The organism is Streptomyces sp. DSM 118878 (genome assembly GCF_052936595.1).
This window is the reverse complement of record NZ_CP193622.1, coordinates 1,881,267-1,898,655: the sequence shown is the minus strand read 5'-3', so window position 1 is coordinate 1,898,655 and position 17,389 is coordinate 1,881,267. Positions and strand designations below refer to the sequence as shown.

Here is a 17,389-nt window from a genome sequence, read left to right as displayed (position 1 = left end):
GGTCTAACGGACCCCATCTGCCCCTTCGTACGTCATGAGGATCAGCCATGCCTGCGCTCCGCACCGCCCTGCTCCAGAGCTCGGGGAAGCCCGGGTCCGTCGAGGAGAACCTCGCGGAACTCGACGCGGCCGCGGGGCGCGCCGCCGCCGCGGGCGCCGGGCTGCTCGTGACGTCCGAGCTGTTCCTCACCGGGTACGCGATCGGCGGCGGCATGTCCCGTCTCGCGGAGCCTGCCGACGGCGCCTCGGCCACGGCGGTCGCCGGGATCGCGGCACGGCACGGGGTCGGCGTCGCCTACGGCTACCCCGAGCGCGAGGGCGAGGCGATCCACAACTCCGTCCAGCTCATCGGCCCCGACGGGGCGCGCCTCGCGAACTACCGCAAGACCCACCTCTTCGGCCGCTTCGAGCGCGACGCCTTCACCCCGGGCGACCTGCCGGTGGTCCAGGCCGACCTCGGCGGCGTACGCGTGGGCCTCATGATCTGCTACGACGTCGAGTTCCCGGAGAACGTCCGGGCGCACGCGCTGGCCGGCACCGACCTCCTCGTCGTCCCCACCGCGCAGATGCACCCCTTCCAGTTCGTCGCCGAGTCCGTCGTGCCGGTGCGGGCCTTCGAGAACCAGATGTACGTCGCCTACGTCAACCGGGTCGGCCGGGAGGGCGCGTACGAGTTCGTCGGGCTCTCCACGCTGGCGGGACCCGACGGTGTGTCGCGCGCCCGCGCGGGCCGCGCCACCGAGCTGGTCGTCGGCGACGTCGACCCCGACTTCCTGAGCGCGTCCCGCGCGGCCAACCCGTATCTGAGCGACCGCCGCCCCGGCCTGTACGGCTCGCTCGGCTGACCGCGCCCGCGCCCGTCCCCGCTCGCCTCTTCCCTCAGTCCGCGCAAGGAGTCCGTACCCCCATGACGTCCACGGTGCCCACCGCCATCCAGCACACCGACGCCGAGCCGCCGATCACCATGTTCGGTCCGGACTTCCCGTACGCGTACGACGACTTCCTCGCGCACCCGGCCGGGCTCGGCCAGATACCCGCGACCGAGCACGGCACCGAGATCGCCGTCATCGGCGGCGGGCTCTCCGGCCTCGTCGCCGCGTACGAGCTGATGAAGATGGGCCTCAAGCCCGTCGTCTACGAGGCCGACCAGATCGGCGGCCGGCTGCGCACCGTCGGCTTCGAGGGCTGCGACCCGTCGCTGACCGCCGAGATGGGCGCCATGCGGTTCCCGCCGTCCTCGACCGCCCTCCAGCACTACATCGACCTGGTGGGTCTCACCACCCAGCCGTTCCCGAACCCCCTCGCCGAGTCGACGCCCTCCACGGTCGTCGACCTCAAGGGCGAGTCGCACTACGCCGAGACCGTCGCCGACCTGCCGCAGGTCTACCGCGATGTGGCCAAGGCGTGGAACGACTGCCTGGAGGAGGGCGCGGACTTCTCCGACATGAACCGCGCGCTGCGCGAGCGCGACGTACCGAAGATCCGTGAGATCTGGGCGAAGCTCGTCGAGAAGCTCGACAACCAGACCTTCTACGGTTTCCTCTGCGAGTCCGACGCCTTCAAGTCCTTCCGGCACCGCGAGATCTTCGGCCAGGTGGGCTTCGGCACCGGCGGCTGGGACACCGATTTTCCCAACAGCATCCTGGAGATCCTCCGCGTGGTCTACACGGAGGCCGACGACCACCACCGCGGCATCGTCGGCGGCAGCCAGCAGCTGCCGCTGCGCCTGTGGGAGCGCGAGCCGCAGAAGATCGTGCACTGGCCGATGGGCACCTCCCTCAGCTCGCTGCACGAGACCGGTGAGCCGAAGCCCGCCGTGACCCGGCTGCACCGCACCGCGGGCAACCGCGTCACCGTCACGGACGCGTCGGGCGACATCCGCACCTACCGGGCGGCGATCTTCACCGCCCAGTCCTGGCTGCTGCTCTCGAAGATCGACTGCGACGACTCGCTGTTCCCCATCGACCACTGGACGGCGATGGAGCGGACCCACTACATGGAGTCCTCCAAGCTGTTCGTCCCCGTCGACCGGCCGTTCTGGCTGGACAAGGACGAACAGACCGGCCGTGACGTCATGTCGATGACGCTCACCGACCGCATGACGCGCGGCACGTACCTGCTTGACGACGGCCCGGACAAGCCCGCCGTCATCTGCCTCTCGTACACCTGGTGCGACGACAGCCTGAAGTGGCTGCCGCTCTCGGCGAACGAACGCATGGAGGTCATGCTCAAGTCGCTCGGCGAGATCTATCCGAAGGTCGACATCCGCAAGCACATCATCGGCAACCCGGTGACGGTGTCCTGGGAGAACGAGCCCTACTTCATGGGCGCCTTCAAGGCGAACCTGCCGGGCCACTACCGCTACCAGCGCCGTCTGTTCACCCACTTCATGCAGGACCGGCTCCCCGAGGACAAGCGCGGCATCTTCCTCGCGGGCGACGACATCTCCTGGACGGCGGGATGGGCCGAGGGCGCCGTCCAGACCGCGCTGAACGCGGTCTGGGGCGTGATGAACCAGCTCGGCGGCGCCACGGACCCGACCAACCCGGGCCCCGGCGACCTGTACGACGAGATCGCGCCGGTGGAACTGCCGGAGGACTGACCCGCGGGGGGCGGGTTCAGTCCGGCAGCGGGGTGAGCAGGACGCGGCCGACGAGTCCCACCGCCCCGTCGAGCCGCTCCCCGAACTCCGCCGCGACGCCCGGCAGATGGCGCAGCGCCCACAGGGCGCGCGCCGCCACCCACGCGCCGTCCCTGGCCCGCTCCAGGCTCCAGGAACCCGCCAGGTGGGTCAGCGGATCGCCGATCTGGAGCAGGTCGGGCCCCGGCATCAGCTCCTCGCGGATGCGCTCCTCCAGGGACACGAGGATGTCGCCCACGCTGTCGAACTCGTCCTCCAGGTCGGCCGGTTCACAGCCGAGCGTGTGGCAGGAGTCCACCAGGGCGAGCGCCAGGTCGTGGCCGATGTGCGCGTTGATGCCGGCGAGCGCGAACTGGAGCGGGTGCACGCCGGGATGACGGCGGTACTGGAGGAGCGGACGCCAGCAGGCGGGTGCGCCGCGCCCCTCGGAGCCGTCGCCGACGGCCTTCAGATAGCGCTCGGCGAACCGGACGTCCAGCGTGGCGGCGCTGCGTGCGTCGGGGAAGGTGCCGGCGCCCAGGTGTCTGGCGACCTCTTCGGTGACCGACAGATAGAGCCGGTTGAAGACGGCCACCCCGTCCCGCGGCGGCCACCCGTCGCCCAGCGCACGCATCCGTGCCACCACGCCGTCGACCCCGTGCGCCGGGGTCCCGCTCTCCGCCAACCGCTCCAAAGGCGCCATGGCGGCAGGGTCCCAGCTACGGGAGGGCCGGGGTGCGGGCGCACCGGCCGCTTCCCCGAAACGAGGGAACGGCCGGTGCCACGTACGTGCGTACGTGCCTACGCGTCGGCGCGCGGCCGGGCCGCGGCCCGCGCCGGGGCCCGTCGCCGCAGGGCGAGTGCCGTGCCCCCGGTGACCAGGGCGAGGGCGACCAGGAGCGCGCTGACCCAGAGCGGTGAGCGGTGACCGAGCCCCGCGGAGAGGGCGAGGCCGCCGCCCCACGGGCCGAGCGCGGCGCCCACGTTGAACGCGGCGGTGGCGAAACCGCCCGCGAGCGTGGGGGCTTCGGCCGCCGCGTAGAGGGCCTGCGAGATCAGCGTGGCGCCGACGCCGAACGACAGGGCGCCGAGCACGGGGACGAGCACCACCACGGCCACCGGGTGCGCGGCCGTCACCGCGAACAGCGGCAGGGCGCCGAGCAGGGCGCACGAGCCGCCCACCAGAAGCGGCAGCGGCCGTACGTCGGCGACGCGCCCCGCCACGCTCACCCCGGCGAACGAGCCGATGCCGAAGAGCGCGAGGACCACGGGGACCCAGCCGGAGCCGAGCCCGGTGACCTCGGTGACCAGCGGTGCCAGGTAGGTGAACGCACAGAAGGTCGCGCCGTTCACCAGCGCGCCGAGCAGCAGCGTCACCCGGAGCCGCGGCGAACGCAGCGCGCGCACCTCACCGAGGGCGCTCGGCCCCGCGGTGTCCGGCCCCGCGGTGTCCGGCCCCGCGGTGTCCGGCGCCCCCGCGGCGTCCGGCCTGCCCGCGGGCACCGCCCTGGCGATGGCGATCAGCGCGGGCAGGGAGAGCAGGGCCACGGCCCAGAACGCCGACCGCCAGCCCCACACCTCGCCGAGCAGCGCGCCCGCGGGCACGCCCGCGACGCAGGCCACGGTCACCCCGCCCAGCAGCGCGGAGGTCGCGCGCCCCTTGGCGTCGGGCCCGGCCAGGTCCGCGGCGGCCATGAGGGCGACCGCGAGGAACCCGGCGTTGGCGAGCGCGCCGACGACGCGGGTCACGAGCAGCACGGTGAAGCTCGTGGTGAGGGCGCCGGCCACATGGACGGCGAGGAAGGTGACGAGGAAGGCGAGCAGGGCGCGCCGGCGTGAGAAACGCCGGCTCAGGACGGCCATCAGCGGCGCGCCGACGATCATCCCCACGGCGAACGCCGACGTCAGATGGCCGGCCGCCGGGATGGAGACGTCCAGGTCCCGGGCGATGCCGGAGACCAGGCCGGACAGCATGAATTCGGAGGTGCCTTGCGCGAAGACGGCAAGGCCGAGCAGGTGGACGGCAAAGGGCACAGCGGGACTCCGCAACCACGAGGTGCAGCAAAGGGATCAGGGCACGGGGGCGGTGATCCGGTGGTGGCTGTGCCAGGGGTCGCGGACGGCCGCCCGAAGGGCGGCGGGAGTGTCAGCGCGACAGCACGGGAAGCCACCGGACGACCGGTGGCCTGAGTCTTGATGCCTCGGGGCTGGACATGGTGCGCAACCCTAACCAGGGCCGCACACCACGTCCAGCGATTAAGCGCCGTTCAGCGCTTGGGGCTCGCGTCGTCCTCTTCGTCGTACGTCGAGGTGCCCGAATCGAGCAGCGGCTCCTGCGTCTTGAGGTGCGGCGGGGCGAACGCGCGCAGGACGTGGTAGCCGGTGATGACCACGATCGTGCCGAGGGCGATGCCGCTCAGCTCGAAGTTGTCGGTGAACTTCAGCGAGACCCCGCCGACACCGATGATGATGCCCGCGGCGGCGGGGACGAGGTTCAGCGGATTGCGCAGATCGACCCCGGCGTTGATCCAGATCTGCGCGCCGAGCAGGCCGATCATGCCGTACAGGATGACGGTGATGCCGCCGAGCACCCCGCCCGGGATCGCGGCGACGACCGCGCCGAACTTGGGGCAGAGGCCGAAGAGCAGCGCGAAGCAGGCCGCGGCCCAGTACGCGGCCGTGGAGTAGACGCGGGTGGCGGCCATCACGCCGATGTTCTCGGAGTACGTCGTGTTGGGCGGGCCGCCGACCGCGGTGGAGAGCACGGAGGCGGCGCCGTCGGCGGAGATCGCGGTGCCCAGCTTGTCGTCGAGGTTGTCGCCGGTCATCTCGCCGACGGCCTTGACGTGCCCCGCGTTCTCCGCGATCAGGGCGATGACGACGGGCAGCGCCACGAGGATCGCCGACCACTCGAAGCTCGGCGCGTGGAAGGAGGGCAGGCCGATCCAGTCGGCGTTGCCGACGGCGGACAGGTCCAGGCGCCAGTGGTCGACGACCTTGCCGGAGCCGTCCGCCGAGTGGATCTTTCCGAAGACCTGGTCGAGGACCCAGGAGATGCCGTAGCCGAAGATCAGGCCGAGGAAGATCGCGATGCGCGACCAGAATCCGCGCAGGCACACCACGGCCAATCCGGTGAAGAGCATCACCAGGAGCGCCGTCCACTGGTCCTGCGGCCAGTAGGTCGAGGCGGTGACCGGCGCCAGGTTGAAGCCGATCAGCATGACCACCGCGCCGGTCACGATCGGCGGCATCGCCGCGTGGATGATCCGCGCGCCGAACTTCTGCACCGCGAGGCCCACCAGGAACAGCGCGGCGCCGACCACGAGGACCGCGCCGGTCACGGTCGCGCTGGAGCCGCCCTGCGCCCGGATCACGGCGGCGACGCCGACGAAGGAGAGCGAACAGCCCAGGTAGCTGGGGACCCGGCCGCCCGTGGCGAGCAGGAAGATGGCGGTCGCGACGCCCGACATCATGATGGCCAGATTCGGGTCGAGGCCCATCAGGACGGGTGCCACGAACGAGGCGCCGAACATGGCCACCACGTGCTGCGCGCCGAGCCCGAAGGTCCGTGGCCACGAGAGGCGCTCATCGGGCCGTACGACCGCGCCGGGGGCGGGGGTACGGCCGTCGCCGTGGAGTTTCCAGCGCACGCCGAGATCCATGGTGAGTGTCGCTTTCTGTGCGCTGAGCCGGGCCGTGTCGCGTGGCCCGAAATGATCGACGCCATGTTAATGCGACGCAAGTGCGACTTCTCCCCGGCCCGGCCCCGGGGGAGGGGTCAGGGCGTGCGGTCGGGCGCCGCCGACTGGGCCGTCGAGCCCTGCGCGGCCTTGCGGCCGTCCGTGCGCAGCACGTTCGCGAAGAGGACGAGGCCGAAGGCGAGCAGCGTCACCAGGCCGAAAGAGGTCACCAGACTCGTCGCGTCCGCCAGCGTCCCGATCGCCGAGGGCGCGATCAGACCCGAGGTGTACGTGATGGTGGCGACGCCCGCGATGGCCTGGCTGGGGTTCGGGCCGCTGCGGCCCGCCGCGGCGAAGGCCAGCGGGACCACGACCGCGATGCCGAGGCCGAGCAGGGCGAAACCGGCCATGGCCATGAGGGCGTGCGACGAGAGGACCACGAGCAGCCCGCCGAGCACCGCGAGGGCGCCGCCCGCGCGCACCGTCCGCACCGCGCCGAACCGGTCGACCACGGCGTCGCCCGCGAGCCGCGCGATGGCCATGGTGAGCGTGAAGCCGGTGGTCGACGCGGCGGCGACACCGGCCGACGTGTCGAGGACGTCCCGCAGGTAGACCGCCGACCAGTCCAGGCTCGCGCCCTCCGCGAAGACCGCGCAGAAGCCGACCGCGCCGATGAGCAGCGCCGACTTCGGCGGCAGCGAGAACCGCGGCGGCGCCTCCTCCTCGGGCTCCGCCTGTACGTCGAGCACGCCCTGGCAGGCCACCAGGCCGAGCGCGGTGAGCGCGGCGGCGGCGAGCGCGTGGTGCAGACGGGCGTCGGAGCCCAGGTGCGCGGCGACCGTGCCGGCCGCGGAGCCGATCAGGGCGCCGACGCTCCACATGCCGTGCAGGCCCGACATGATCGACTTACCCATGCGGGTCTCGGTCTCGACGCCGAGGGCGTTCATCACCACGTCCGACATGCCCGAAGAGGCGCCGTACACGAACAGCGCCAGGCAGAGCGTGAGCAGGTTGGGCGCGAGCGCGGGAAGGACGAGCGAGAGCGTCCACATGGCGAGCAGTCCGCGCAGCGCGGTGCGGGCGCCGAAGCGGTGGCTTATGCGGCTCGCGAGGGGCATCGCCACGGAGGCGCCGATCGCCGGGAAGGCGAGGGCCAGGCCGAGCATGCCCGCGCTGACCGACGCGTGCTCCTGGATCCAGGGCACCCGGGTCGCGAAGGAACCGGTGACGGCGCCGTGCACGCAGAACACGGCCGCCACAGCGATCCGCGCACGCCGCAGCCGCGCCTTGTCGTAGACCACTTCACTCATCCCGTTCCGCCCCTCCCGAGGACTGCCCCGATACGGCGACGTAAACTATCAGGAACCCTGCCTGATAAATAGAAGCGCCGTGTGGAAGGATCCCGGCATGCCTGCCTCACCGAGTACCGCTCGGGCCATCAACGACCGGCTCGCGCTGGGCCTCCTGCAGAGCGAAGGGCCCCTCACGGCCAACCAGTTGAAGCAGCTCACCGGCCTCTCCAGGCCCTCCGTGGCCGACCTCGTCGAGCGCCTCCAGGGCTCCGGGCTCGTCACCGTCGTGGGCGAGGCGGGTGCCCAGCGGCGCGGGCCCAACGCACGGCTGTACGGAATCGTCGCGGACCGGGCCCACCTCGCCGCGCTCGACGTACGTACGGAGAGCGTCTCCGTCGTCGTCACCGATCTGCTCGGCGCGGTCCTCGCCGAGGCCTCCGCGCCCGTCGGCGGCGACCCGGACGCCGCGCTGGAGCGCGCCCTCGGCCTCGTGGTGCGCACGGCGGGCGCGGGGGGCGTCCAGCGGCTGCACACGGTCGGCGTCGGTGCCCCCGGCCTCATCGACCCCGCCACGGGCGACCTGCACGACACCACCTCCCTGCCCGTCTGGCACCGCAGGATCGCGGGCGCCCTCCAGGAGCGGCTCGGCGCGCGCGTCCTGGTGGAGAACGAGACGAACCTCGCGGCCCGCGCCGAACAGCGGGACGGCGCCGCGCACGGCACGGACACGTTCGTGCTGCTCTGGCTCGGGGACGGCGTGGGGGCCGCCGTGGTGCTCGACGGGACCCTGCGCAGGGGCGCTTCGGGCGGCACGGGGGAGATCGGCTTCCTGCCGGTGCCGGGCACGGGCGGCCTGCCCTCGGCCACCGGCTGCGAGGGCGGCTTCCACTCGCTGGCCTGCGCCGCGGCGCTCCTCGAACTCGGCGCGGAGCACGGCCTGCGGTCCCCGGAGATGTCCGCGTCCGACCTCGTGCGGCACGCGGTGGAGAGCGCCGACGGCGCCTTCCTGGACGCCGTCGCGGACCGCGTCGCCGTGGGCGCCGCGGCCATGGCGGCGATCCTCGACCCCGGGTGCGTCGTCCTCGGCGGCGAGGTGGGCCGCGCGGGCGGTGCCACGCTCGCCGCCCGGGTCGAGGACCGCGTCACGGCCATGTCCCCGCTGCGTACGGAGGTACGCGCCAGCGCCCTCGGCGGCTCCGCGGTGCTGCGCGGCGCACTGCTCGCCGCGAGGGACGCGGCCCAGGAGGAGCTGTTCGGCCCAGGAGCCTGAGGGACCGGCACAAAGCCGCCCCCTCCCGCCGGGGTGGGCCGGCGGGAGGGGGCGGCGGGGTCATGACACAGGCTCTGAGCGGCGGTCAGCGGTTCAGCAGGTGCCGAGGTCCTGCCAGACGCCCCATTCGCCGCCGGCGCCGGGCTCGTCGCCCTTCGTCCACCACTTGGCCTTCCAGGTGTGGGACTTGTGGGACACGGTCTTGCCGGAGCCGTACTCGGTCGACGCGCTCCACGCCGGAGCCGTGCACGCGCCGGGCGGGTCCGTCGGTCCCGGCGGGTCGGTCGGTCCCGGCGGGTCCGTCGGCCCAGGGCCCGTGCCCGTGCCCGGCTCGACCAGCGTGGTGCCGCGCGCCAGGTCACCGGCGAGCGCGTACTTCGTGCCGCTGATCTCGACGGTCCAGTTCCACGGCGTGGACGTCGGCAGGTAGTAGTTGAAGGAGAGGTCCACCGAGGCGCCGGGCGCGAGCGACTGCCAGGCCGGCAGTTTCAGCGAGACGCGGTGGAAGTCGCCCTTCAGCCCGCCGACGTTGCTGCCGGTGTGATCACTGCTGATCACCTTGGTGCCGAAGCCCGACTGGTCGGAGGCGTTGCCGGGAGCCGAGGTCGCGTAGTCGAACTGGAACTCCGTGCCGCCGGGCAGTGCCGTCTTCGTGTTGTTGGTGATCTTCACCTTCGGGGTGATCGGGTAGTTGGAGTCACCGAGCTTGAAGTCGCCGAACTCGACGCCGACGTCCACCGCCTTTGTGGGCAGCTCCTTGTTCGAGACCTTCGCGCCGTAGGGCTTCGCGGTCTTGAACTTGTCGTACATCAGCGAGGTGAGGGTGTCCCCGATCTCGTACTGGCCCTTGGTCGCGTTCCAGCGGTAGTCGCCCGCCATCTCCCAGACCATGGTGCCGCCGATGCCGCGGTCGACCACGTAGTCGGCCTTCTTCGCCACCGACGTCTCGTCCTCCGTGGAGAGGAAGACCTTCTTCTCGGCGTTCCACAGCCACGGGGCGACCAGCGTCGAGTCGTACTTGCGGGCGTAGGTGCCGGTCAGCTTGGTGTCCGCGGGGAAGCCGTACTTGGTGACGTAGTCGCCGACGATCCCCTTCTCCAGGTTCTTCGCGTGCCACATCGGGTTGGAGCCCGCCGGGGACTCCTTGCCGTTGTCGTCCTTGTCGTGCCAGAGGTTGTCGATGCCGACCGCGCCGTCACCGCACTTGGTCAGGCCGGAACCGGCCGGGCAACTGGACGCGGCGGCCTTGCCCCACAGGCCGTCGGTGCCGCCCTGCACGTTCTTGTGGCCGCGGGTGTAGTACGGCAGGCCGATGTTGATGCGGCCGGCCGGCATCGAGCCGCGGAAGTAGTGGTACGCCCAGTCGGTGTTCAGATAGCCGACGCCGCCGTACTGCTGGCTGCCGTAGACGCCGGCCGCCGCCAGCTCGGCGTCCTTGCCGTCGTCGAAGAGGGAGGCGTTGGGGCCGACGTACTCGTTCCAGGCGCCGTGCAGGTCGTAGGACATGATGTTGACGTAGTCCAGGTACTTCTGGACCTGGAAGGTCTCCATGCCGCGCAGCAGATAGCCGGAGGAGGGTGCCGCCACGGTGAGCATGTAGTGCTTGCCGTCGGCCGCGCCCGCCTTGTCGAGCTTCTCGCGCAGGCTCTTCATCAGCGCCGCGTACCCCTTGACGAGGCCGCCGCGCCGGGCGTTGGAGATGGGGAAGTCCGAGGGGTGGCCCGCGTCCTTCATGGAGGTCGGGTACTCGTAGTCGATGTCGACGCCGTTGAAGCCGTACTTCTTGATGAAGGCGACCGCGGAGTCCGCGAAGGTGTCGATGCCCGCCTGGTTCACGGAGCCGTCGGCGTTGGTCGCCATCGAGTAGAAGCCGCCGGAGTCGACGCGCTTGCCGTCGTCGCCGAAGTAGCCGCCGGTCTCGGCCCAGCCGCCCACCGAGATCAGCGTCTTGACGTCCGGGTGCTGCTTCTTGAACTTGTTCAGGAGGTTGAAGTGGCCCTTGTAGGGCAGCGACGGGTCCATCTCGGCGCCCGCGACGCCCGGCCAGGTCATCCCGGTCGCGGCGTTCTTCTCCCCGTCGGAGCCGACGGAGAGCTTGTTGTCCTTGCCGATGTGCGCGAAGGCGTAGTTGACGTGGGTGACCTTGTCCCACGGGATGTCCGGGGCGAGGTAGGCGGGCTCGCCGTTCTTGCCCGTACGCCAGCCGGTGAAGTAGCCGATGACGCGCCGCTGGTGGTCGGCGCCCATCTTCTCCCGTCCCTCGCTGTCGTAGACGGAGCAGTACGGGACGTCGACGCCCGGGGTCGAGTAGAGACCGTCGGGGCGGCAGGACGCGTCGTCGGCGGCGTGCGAGGCGCCGCCGGAGACCAGGCCGAGCAGCAGTCCGGCGACGGCGGCGCCGGACGCGAGCAGGGTGGGTCTCGCGCGGGTGAGGAACGGCAAGGGGAACCTCCGGGTGCGGGGGCGGTACACGAACGGGGCGGTACACGAACGGGGCGGAACACACGGGTGAAGTCGTGAAACGTGTCGGGGCCCGGTGTGCGCACACCGTCGGCTCCGGCTCCTGGAGGTGACGCAGAGATTAAGAGGACTAGACCAAAGCGTCAATAGGTCTGGACCAAATAGGTCTGGACCAAAGTCGGCGGCGTCCCGCGATGCCCGGGGGGGGGGGCGCGTGTGACGCATGGGCCCTATGCCCGACGTGCCTGTGAGTCAGCCCACAGGCCGCCCCCCGGCGGGCCGACGATCAGACGTGGCACACTGGCCTCGTACCAGAAGCAGCGCACTCCGGGGTCGGTGTAATTCCGAACCGGCGGTTACAGTCCGCGACCCGGCCGCCTCCAGCGGCCGGTTGACCAGGTGAAATTCCTGGACCGACGGTGAAAGTCCGGATGGGAGGCAGTGCGCGGCGGGCGGGCATCTTGCACGCCGTCGTAGTGGCTTGTTCCTGGACCTCCGAGGAGGCCGGGACGGTTCCCGGTATTTTCCGGGGACGGTTCTCGGGAGATCCCGAGGACAGGTGTCATCGGCGTCGGCGTCGCCACAGGTGCCGCTGCCCGTACGTGTCGTCGTCTTTCGACAGCCCCGGAGTCCGTGCCCGAAGAGGCAGGAGATCCGGTGGCCACCGCCGTAGCCGAAGAGACCGCCATGCGGCGCGCCGTCGCGCTGGCCGCCCGCGGACTCGGCTCCACCAGCCCCAACCCCGTCGTCGGCTGCGTCGTCCTCGACGCCTCCGGCGAGGTCGCGGGCGAGGGCTGGCACCAGCGCGCCGGCGGCCCGCACGCCGAGGTCAACGCCCTGCGCGCGGCCGGAGAGCGGGCCCGTGGCGGCACCGCCCTCGTCACCCTCGAACCCTGCGACCACACCGGCCGCACCGGCCCGTGCACGCAGGCCCTCATCGAGGCGGGGATCGCCCGCGTCGTCTACGCCGTCGGCGATCCGACCCCCGCCGCGACCGGCGGCGCCGAGACCCTGCGCACGGCCGGGATCTCCGTCGAGCAGGGCCTGTGCGAGGCCGAGGCCGCCGCGGGCAACGCCGCCTGGCTCACCGCCGTCCGGCTCGGCCGGCCCCACGTCACCTGGAAGTACGCCGCCACCCTCGACGGCCGCACCGCCGCCGCCGACGGCACGAGCCGCTGGATCACCTCCGCCGAGGCCCGCGCCGACGTCCACCGGCTGCGCGCCGAGTGCGACGCCGTGCTGGTCGGCTCCGGCACCCAGCGCGCCGACGACCCGCACCTCGCCGTGCGCGGCGTCGAGGGCGCCGTCCAGCCCCTGCGGGTCGTCGTCGACACCAACGGCACCGCCGTCACGCCCGGCGCCCGCGTCCTCGACGACGCGGCGCCCACCCTCATCGCCGTCGCCGACGACGTACCGCCCAGGACCGACGCCGAGACCGTACGGCTCCCGCGCGCCGAGGGCGGGCTCGACATCCCCGCGCTGCTCGCCGCCCTGCACGCGCGTGGAGTGCGGTCCGTACTCCTCGAAGGCGGCCCGACGCTCGCCGGGGCCTTCGTCGCGGCGGGCGCCGTCGACCGCGTCGTCGGCTACCTCGCCCCCGTCCTGCTCGGCGCGGGCCCGGCCGCTCTCGCGGGCGGCGGAATCACCACCATCACCCAGGCGTTGCGGCTCGACGTGAGCGAGACCCGCCGCCTCGGACCCGACCTGCGGATCACCGCGACCCTCGTAGCGAAGGAGCACTGACGTGTTCACCGGAATCGTCGAAGAGCTGGGCGAGATCACCGCCGTCGAGAACCTTCCCGACGCCTCCCGGTTCCGCCTGCGCGGCCCCGTCGTCACCGACGGCGCCAAGCACGGCGACTCCATCGCGGTCAACGGCGTCTGTCTGACGGTCGTGGAGCACGAGGGCGAGGAGTTCACCGCCGACGTCATGGCGGAGACCCTGGACCGCTCCAGCCTCGGCGCGCTCACGGTCGGCTCCCGCGTCAACCTGGAGCGCCCCACCGCGGTCGGCGCGCGCCTCGGCGGACACATCGTGCAGGGCCACGTCGACGGCACCGGCGAGATCGTCGAGCGCAAGCCGTCCGAGAACTGGGAGATCGTCAAGGTCTCCCTCCCCGCCGGACTCGCGCGCTACGTCGTCGAGAAGGGCTCCATCACCGTCGACGGCGTCAGCCTGACCGTGGTCGACGCGGGCCCAGACTTCTTCACCATCAGCCTCATCCCCACCACCCTCGCGCTGACCACGCTCGGCATCAAGCAGCCCGGCGACCCGGTCAACCTCGAAGTCGACGTCATCGCCAAGTACGTGGAGCGCCTGCTCGGCGACCGTGCCCAGGGACCGGACCAGGAGGCCACCAAGTGAACTGGCTCAACGCGGAAGCCTTCACGGCCTTCGACCAGCACATCCTCTGGTCCGACATGATCGGCAACACCATCGGGCTGATCGCCCTCGCGCTCGGCTGGCGGCGCTCCATATGGACCTGGCCCGCCCAGTTCCTGTCCGGCGTCATCCTCGTCGCCGCGTACGCCTCCGCGCAGCTCTCCGGCGGCGTCGGCAAGCAGCTCCTCGTCATCGGCGTCGCGCTGTGGGGCTGGCGGCAGTGGACGCGCGGCAGGCAGCAGGCGCAGGACGGCTCCATCGCCATCCGGTTCGCCACCTGGAAGGAGCGGGGCATCATGCTCGCGGGCACCGCCGTCGGCACGCTCGCGGTCGGCGCCCTGTTCACCGCCGTTCCCGACCTGTCCTGGAACCCCTGGCCGGACGCCTACATCTTCGTCGGCACGCTCACCGCGATGGTCGCCCAGGCGCGCGGCCTCGTCGAGTTCTGGTTCGCCTGGCTCCTCGTCGACGTGGTCGGTGTGCCGCTCGCCTTCACCAGCGGCCTGGCCTTCTCCGGCCTTGTGTACGTCGTCTACCTCGCCCTCGTCCTGTGGGGCATGCGCGACTGGTGGCTGCGCTCCCGCGCGGCGGCCTCTCAGCCCGTCATGGAAGGAGCCCCGGCATGACCACGGCACCCCTCTGGTACAGCACGGACAACGTCGAAGACCTGTCCCTCGACCCCGTCGAGCAGGCCATCCGTGACATCGCCGCCGGCCGGCCCGTCGTGGTCGTCGACGACGAGGACCGCGAGAACGAAGGTGACCTCGTCGTCGCCGCCGAGAAGGCGACCCCCGAGATCGTCGCCTTCATGATGAGCGAGTGCCGCGGCCTGGTCTGCGCGCCCATGGAGGCGGAGGAGCTCGACCGGCTGCGGCTGCCGCAGATGGTCGAGCACAACACCGAGTCGATGAGCACCGCCTTCACCGTCTCCGTCGACGCCTCCGCCGCGCACGGCGTGAGCACCGGCATCTCCGCCGCCGACCGGGCGACCACGCTCCAGCTCCTCGCGGGCGGCGAGGCCACCGCGGACGACTTCGTGCGCCCCGGGCACGTCTTCCCGCTGCGCGCCAGGTCCGGCGGCGTCCTCGTCCGCAACGGCCACACCGAGGCCGCCGTCGACCTCGCCCGCCTCGCGGGCCTGCGCCCGGCCGGGGCGATCGTGGAGATCGCGGGCGAGGACGGCAGGATGCTCCGCCTGCCGGAGCTGATCCCCTTCGCCCGCAAGCACGGCCTGACGATCATCTCCATCGAGGACCTGATCTCCTACCGCCGCTCGTCGGAGCCCACCGTCCGCCGCGAGGCCGAGGTCCGGCTGCCCACCGCCTTCGGCGACTTCACCGCGTACGGCTACCGCTCCACCGTCGACGGCGTCGAGCACGTGGCCCTGGTCCACGGCGACCTCGGCGACGGCGAGGACGTCCTGGTGCGGCTGCACTCCGAGTGCCTGACCGGCGACGTCTTCCACTCCCTTCGCTGCGACTGCGGCCCGCAGCTCGAAGCGTCCATGGAGCGCATCACCGGGGAGGGCCGCGGCATCGTCGTCTACCTCCGCGGCCACGAGGGGCGCGGCATCGGCCTGCTCTCCAAGCTGCGCGCCTACGAACTCCAGGAGCGCGGCAGCGACACCCTCGACGCCAACCTGGAGCTCGGCCTGCCCGCCGACGCGCGGGACTACGGCGCGGGCGCCCGCATCCTCGCCGACCTCGGCGTGCGCGGCGTCCGGCTGATGACCAACAACCCCGACAAGACCGACGCGGTCCTGCGGCACGGCCTGAAGGTCACGGCGCGCGAGCCCATGCCCGTCAAGGCCGGCGAGCACAACCTGAGCTATCTGCGCACCAAGCGCGACCGCATGGGCCACGACCTGCCCTGGCTCGACGCCCCCGGCGTCTCCGCCTGCGGCAATCAGTGACCGGCCGGCAAAACGTACACACACCACGGAAACGATCAGGAGAAGCGCGTGAGCGGCAAGGGTGCACCCGAACTGAGCGTGAAGAACTGCGGCGACCTGCGGGTCGCGGTGATCGCCGCGCAGTGGCACGAGAAGGTCATGGACGGCCTCGTCGACGGCGCCCTGCGCGCCCTGACCGAGCTCGGCATCAGCGAGCCGACCGTCCTGCGCGTGCCGGGCAGCTATGAGCTGCCGGTCGTCGCCAAGGTCCTCGCCGGACGGGGTTACGACGCGATCGTCGCGCTCGGCGTCGTCATCCGCGGCGGCACCCCGCACTTCGAGTACGTGTGCCAGGGCGTGACGCAGGGCCTCACCCAGGTCTCCGTGGACACCGGAGTGCCCATCGGATTCGGCGTGCTGACCTGCGACACCGAGGAGCAGGCGCTCGACCGCGCGGGCATCGAGGGGTCCAGCGAGGACAAGGGGCACGAAGCGGTCACCGCGGCCGTCGCCACCGCGACCACGCTGCGCACCGTCTCCGAGCCCTGGCGCTGAGCGGCGCCGCGCGGGCGCGTAGAGTGAACGGCATCATGTCCAAGAAGACTTTCGAGGAGCTCTTCACCGAGCTCCAGCACAAGGCCGCCAACGGCGACCCCACGACCTCCCGCACCGCCGAGCTCGTCGGCAAGGGCGTCCATGCCATCGGCAAGAAGGTCGTCGAGGAGGCCGCCGAAGTCTGGATGGCCGCCGAGCACGAGGGCAAGGAGGCCGCCGCCGAGGAGATCTCGCAGCTCCTCTACCACGTCCAGGTGATGATGGTCGCCCGCGGCATCTCCCTCGACGACGTGTACGCCCACCTCTGAGCCGTACGCCCACTCCGCCCGACTCTCCCGTCACGCAAAGGAATCCGACCTCATGCTGCGCATCGCCGTCCCCAACAAGGGTTCACTGTCCGGACCTGCGTCGGCGATGCTCCATGAGGCCGGGTACCAGCAGCGCAAGGAGTCCAAGGAGCTCGTCCTCGTCGACCCCGAGAACGAGGTGGAGTTCTTCTACCTGCGCCCCAAGGACATCGCGATCTACGTCTCGGCGGGCCGCCTCGACATCGGCATCACCGGCGAGGACCTGCTCGTCGACTCCGGCGCCGGTGCCGAGAGCATCCTGCCGCTCGGCTTCGCCCGCTCCACCTTCCGCTTCGCCGCGAAGCCGGGCACGGCCACCGGCGTGGAGGACCTCGCGGGCAAGACCGTCGCGACCTCGTACGAGGGCATCGTCGCCAAGCACCTCGCGGGCCACGGCGTCGACGCCTCCGTCGTCCACCTCGACGGTGCCGTCGAGACCGCCATCGAGCTGGGCGTCGCCCAGGTCATCGCGGACGTCGTCGAGACCGGCACCTCCCTGCGGAACGCGGGCCTCGAAGTCTTCGGCGAGCCCATCATGAAGTCGGAGGCGGTCGTCATCCGGCGCATCGGCGCCGACACCTCCGACGCCGCGCAGCCCAAGATCGAGCAGTTCCTCCGCCGTCTCCAGGGCGTGCTCGTCGCCCGTTCGTACGTGATGATGGACTACGACTGCCGCGCCGAGCACCTGGAGCGCGCCGTCGCCCTCACCCCGGGCCTGGAGTCGCCGACCATCTCGCCGCTGCACAACGAGGGCTGGGTCGCCGTGCGCTCCATGGTCCCCGCCAAGGAGGCCCAGCGGGTCATGGACGACCTCTACGCCCTCGGGGCGCGGGCCATCCTCACCACGGCGATCCACGCATGTCGCCTCTGAACCGGCAGGAAGACCCGTCC

The 17,389-nt window shown here is 71.8% G+C and carries 15 protein-coding genes and 1 riboswitch; of the genes, 10 read left to right on the top strand and 5 right to left on the bottom strand.

Annotation, left to right across the window (positions count from 1 at the left end):
* The first annotated feature begins 47 nt into the window (after nt 1-47).
* Together ACRAKF_RS08030 and ACRAKF_RS08025 are read left to right on the top strand one after the other, a co-directional pair.
* The gene (locus ACRAKF_RS08030) at nt 48-845 is read left to right on the top strand and encodes a carbon-nitrogen hydrolase family protein (protein ID WP_447036239.1); all 798 of its coding nucleotides are present in this window, start codon (nt 48-50) and stop codon (nt 843-845) included.
* 62 nt (nt 846-907) lie between these two features.
* Nucleotides 908-2,602 (top strand): flavin monoamine oxidase family protein, encoded by a 1,695-nt coding sequence (locus ACRAKF_RS08025; RefSeq protein ID WP_447036238.1) that lies wholly within the window; start codon nt 908-910, stop codon nt 2,600-2,602.
* A 16-nt stretch (nt 2,603-2,618) separates the two neighbouring features.
* Here ACRAKF_RS08025 and ACRAKF_RS08020 read toward each other — a convergent pair whose 3' ends face one another.
* The 4 genes from ACRAKF_RS08020 to ACRAKF_RS08005 all read right to left on the bottom strand — a co-directional run bounded on the left by ACRAKF_RS08020 (nt 2,619) and on the right by ACRAKF_RS08005 (nt 7,610).
* Nucleotides 2,619-3,323: a DUF5995 family protein gene (locus ACRAKF_RS08020; protein WP_447036237.1), complete on the bottom strand. Its 705-nt coding sequence runs from the start codon at nt 3,321-3,323 to the stop codon at nt 2,619-2,621.
* 98 nt (nt 3,324-3,421) lie between these two features.
* A complete protein-coding gene (locus ACRAKF_RS08015) occupies nt 3,422-4,654 on the bottom strand; it encodes a Cmx/CmrA family chloramphenicol efflux MFS transporter (RefSeq protein WP_447036236.1) in 1,233 nt (410 codons plus the stop codon).
* A 233-nt stretch (nt 4,655-4,887) separates the two neighbouring features.
* Complete coding sequence (locus tag ACRAKF_RS08010) at nt 4,888-6,282, bottom strand: uracil-xanthine permease family protein (protein WP_447036235.1); 1,395 nt, start codon at nt 6,280-6,282, stop codon at nt 4,888-4,890.
* Between the two features lie 116 nt (nt 6,283-6,398).
* Nucleotides 6,399-7,610: an MFS transporter gene (locus ACRAKF_RS08005; protein ID WP_447036233.1), complete on the bottom strand. Its 1,212-nt coding sequence runs from the start codon at nt 7,608-7,610 to the stop codon at nt 6,399-6,401.
* A gap of 97 nt (nt 7,611-7,707) precedes the next feature.
* Between ACRAKF_RS08005 and ACRAKF_RS08000 the strand changes: the two genes are divergently transcribed.
* Nucleotides 7,708-8,862, top strand: coding sequence for an ROK family transcriptional regulator (locus ACRAKF_RS08000; protein ID WP_447036232.1), 1,155 nt, complete (start codon nt 7,708-7,710; stop codon nt 8,860-8,862).
* A gap of 93 nt (nt 8,863-8,955) precedes the next feature.
* Here the strand turns inward: ACRAKF_RS08000 and ACRAKF_RS07995 are convergent, their stop codons facing one another.
* Nucleotides 8,956-11,304, bottom strand: coding sequence for a chitinase C-terminal domain-containing protein (locus tag ACRAKF_RS07995; RefSeq protein WP_447036231.1), 2,349 nt, complete (start codon nt 11,302-11,304; stop codon nt 8,956-8,958).
* A 336-nt stretch (nt 11,305-11,640) separates the two neighbouring features.
* A riboswitch (FMN riboswitch) is annotated at nt 11,641-11,771 on the top strand.
* A gap of 238 nt (nt 11,772-12,009) precedes the next feature.
* Here ACRAKF_RS07995 and ribD point away from each other — a divergent pair.
* From ribD to hisG, 7 genes are read left to right on the top strand one after another with little or no spacing between them, the layout of a single operon-like run.
* On the top strand, nt 12,010-13,065 hold the full coding sequence (gene ribD / locus ACRAKF_RS07990; RefSeq protein WP_447041866.1) for a bifunctional diaminohydroxyphosphoribosylaminopyrimidine deaminase/5-amino-6-(5-phosphoribosylamino)uracil reductase RibD: 1,056 nt from the start codon (nt 12,010-12,012) through the stop codon (nt 13,063-13,065).
* Between the two features lies 1 nt (nt 13,066).
* Nucleotides 13,067-13,687, top strand: coding sequence for a riboflavin synthase (locus tag ACRAKF_RS07985; RefSeq protein WP_447036230.1), 621 nt, complete (start codon nt 13,067-13,069; stop codon nt 13,685-13,687).
* 56 nt (nt 13,688-13,743) lie between these two features.
* A complete protein-coding gene (locus ACRAKF_RS07980; RefSeq protein ID WP_447041864.1) occupies nt 13,744-14,331 on the top strand; it encodes a nicotinamide mononucleotide transporter family protein in 588 nt (195 codons plus the stop codon).
* On the top strand, nt 14,328-15,617 hold the full coding sequence (locus ACRAKF_RS07975) for a bifunctional 3,4-dihydroxy-2-butanone-4-phosphate synthase/GTP cyclohydrolase II (RefSeq protein WP_447036229.1): 1,290 nt from the start codon (nt 14,328-14,330) through the stop codon (nt 15,615-15,617). The genes ACRAKF_RS07980 and ACRAKF_RS07975 overlap by 4 nt, the downstream gene beginning before the upstream one ends.
* Before the next feature lie 48 nt (nt 15,618-15,665).
* A complete protein-coding gene (gene ribH, locus ACRAKF_RS07970) occupies nt 15,666-16,151 on the top strand; it encodes a 6,7-dimethyl-8-ribityllumazine synthase (RefSeq protein ID WP_447036228.1) in 486 nt (161 codons plus the stop codon).
* Nucleotides 16,152-16,186: 35 nt separating this feature from the next.
* Nucleotides 16,187-16,459: a phosphoribosyl-ATP diphosphatase gene (locus ACRAKF_RS07965; protein WP_447036227.1), complete on the top strand. Its 273-nt coding sequence runs from the start codon at nt 16,187-16,189 to the stop codon at nt 16,457-16,459.
* A 52-nt stretch (nt 16,460-16,511) separates the two neighbouring features.
* Nucleotides 16,512-17,369 carry an ATP phosphoribosyltransferase gene (gene hisG, locus ACRAKF_RS07960; RefSeq protein ID WP_447036226.1) on the top strand — a complete coding sequence of 286 codons (858 nt, stop codon included), beginning with the start codon at nt 16,512-16,514 and terminating at the stop codon, nt 17,367-17,369.
* Nucleotides 17,370-17,389: the final 20 nt, after the last annotated feature.

Bases quoted from the DNA above. Each gene is read 5' to 3' on its own strand.
- ACRAKF_RS08030 (WP_447036239.1), top strand. From the start codon at position 48: ATGCCTGCGCTCCGCACCGCCCTGCTCCAGAGCTCGGGGAAGCCCGGG.
- ACRAKF_RS08025 (WP_447036238.1), top strand. From the start codon at position 908: ATGACGTCCACGGTGCCCACCGCCATCCAGCACACCGACGCCGAGCCG.
- ACRAKF_RS08020 (WP_447036237.1), bottom strand. From the start codon at position 3,323: ATGGCGCCTTTGGAGCGGTTGGCGGAGAGCGGGACCCCGGCGCACGGG.
- ACRAKF_RS08010 (WP_447036235.1), bottom strand. From the start codon at position 6,282: ATGGATCTCGGCGTGCGCTGGAAACTCCACGGCGACGGCCGTACCCCC.
- ACRAKF_RS08005 (WP_447036233.1), bottom strand. From the start codon at position 7,610: ATGAGTGAAGTGGTCTACGACAAGGCGCGGCTGCGGCGTGCGCGGATC.
- ACRAKF_RS08000 (WP_447036232.1), top strand. From the start codon at position 7,708: ATGCCTGCCTCACCGAGTACCGCTCGGGCCATCAACGACCGGCTCGCG.
- ribD (WP_447041866.1), top strand. From the start codon at position 12,010: ATGCGGCGCGCCGTCGCGCTGGCCGCCCGCGGACTCGGCTCCACCAGC.
- ACRAKF_RS07980 (WP_447041864.1), top strand. From the start codon at position 13,744: ATGATCGGCAACACCATCGGGCTGATCGCCCTCGCGCTCGGCTGGCGG.
- ACRAKF_RS07975 (WP_447036229.1), top strand. From the start codon at position 14,328: ATGACCACGGCACCCCTCTGGTACAGCACGGACAACGTCGAAGACCTG.
- ACRAKF_RS07965 (WP_447036227.1), top strand. From the start codon at position 16,187: ATGTCCAAGAAGACTTTCGAGGAGCTCTTCACCGAGCTCCAGCACAAG.
- hisG (WP_447036226.1), top strand. From the start codon at position 16,512: ATGCTGCGCATCGCCGTCCCCAACAAGGGTTCACTGTCCGGACCTGCG.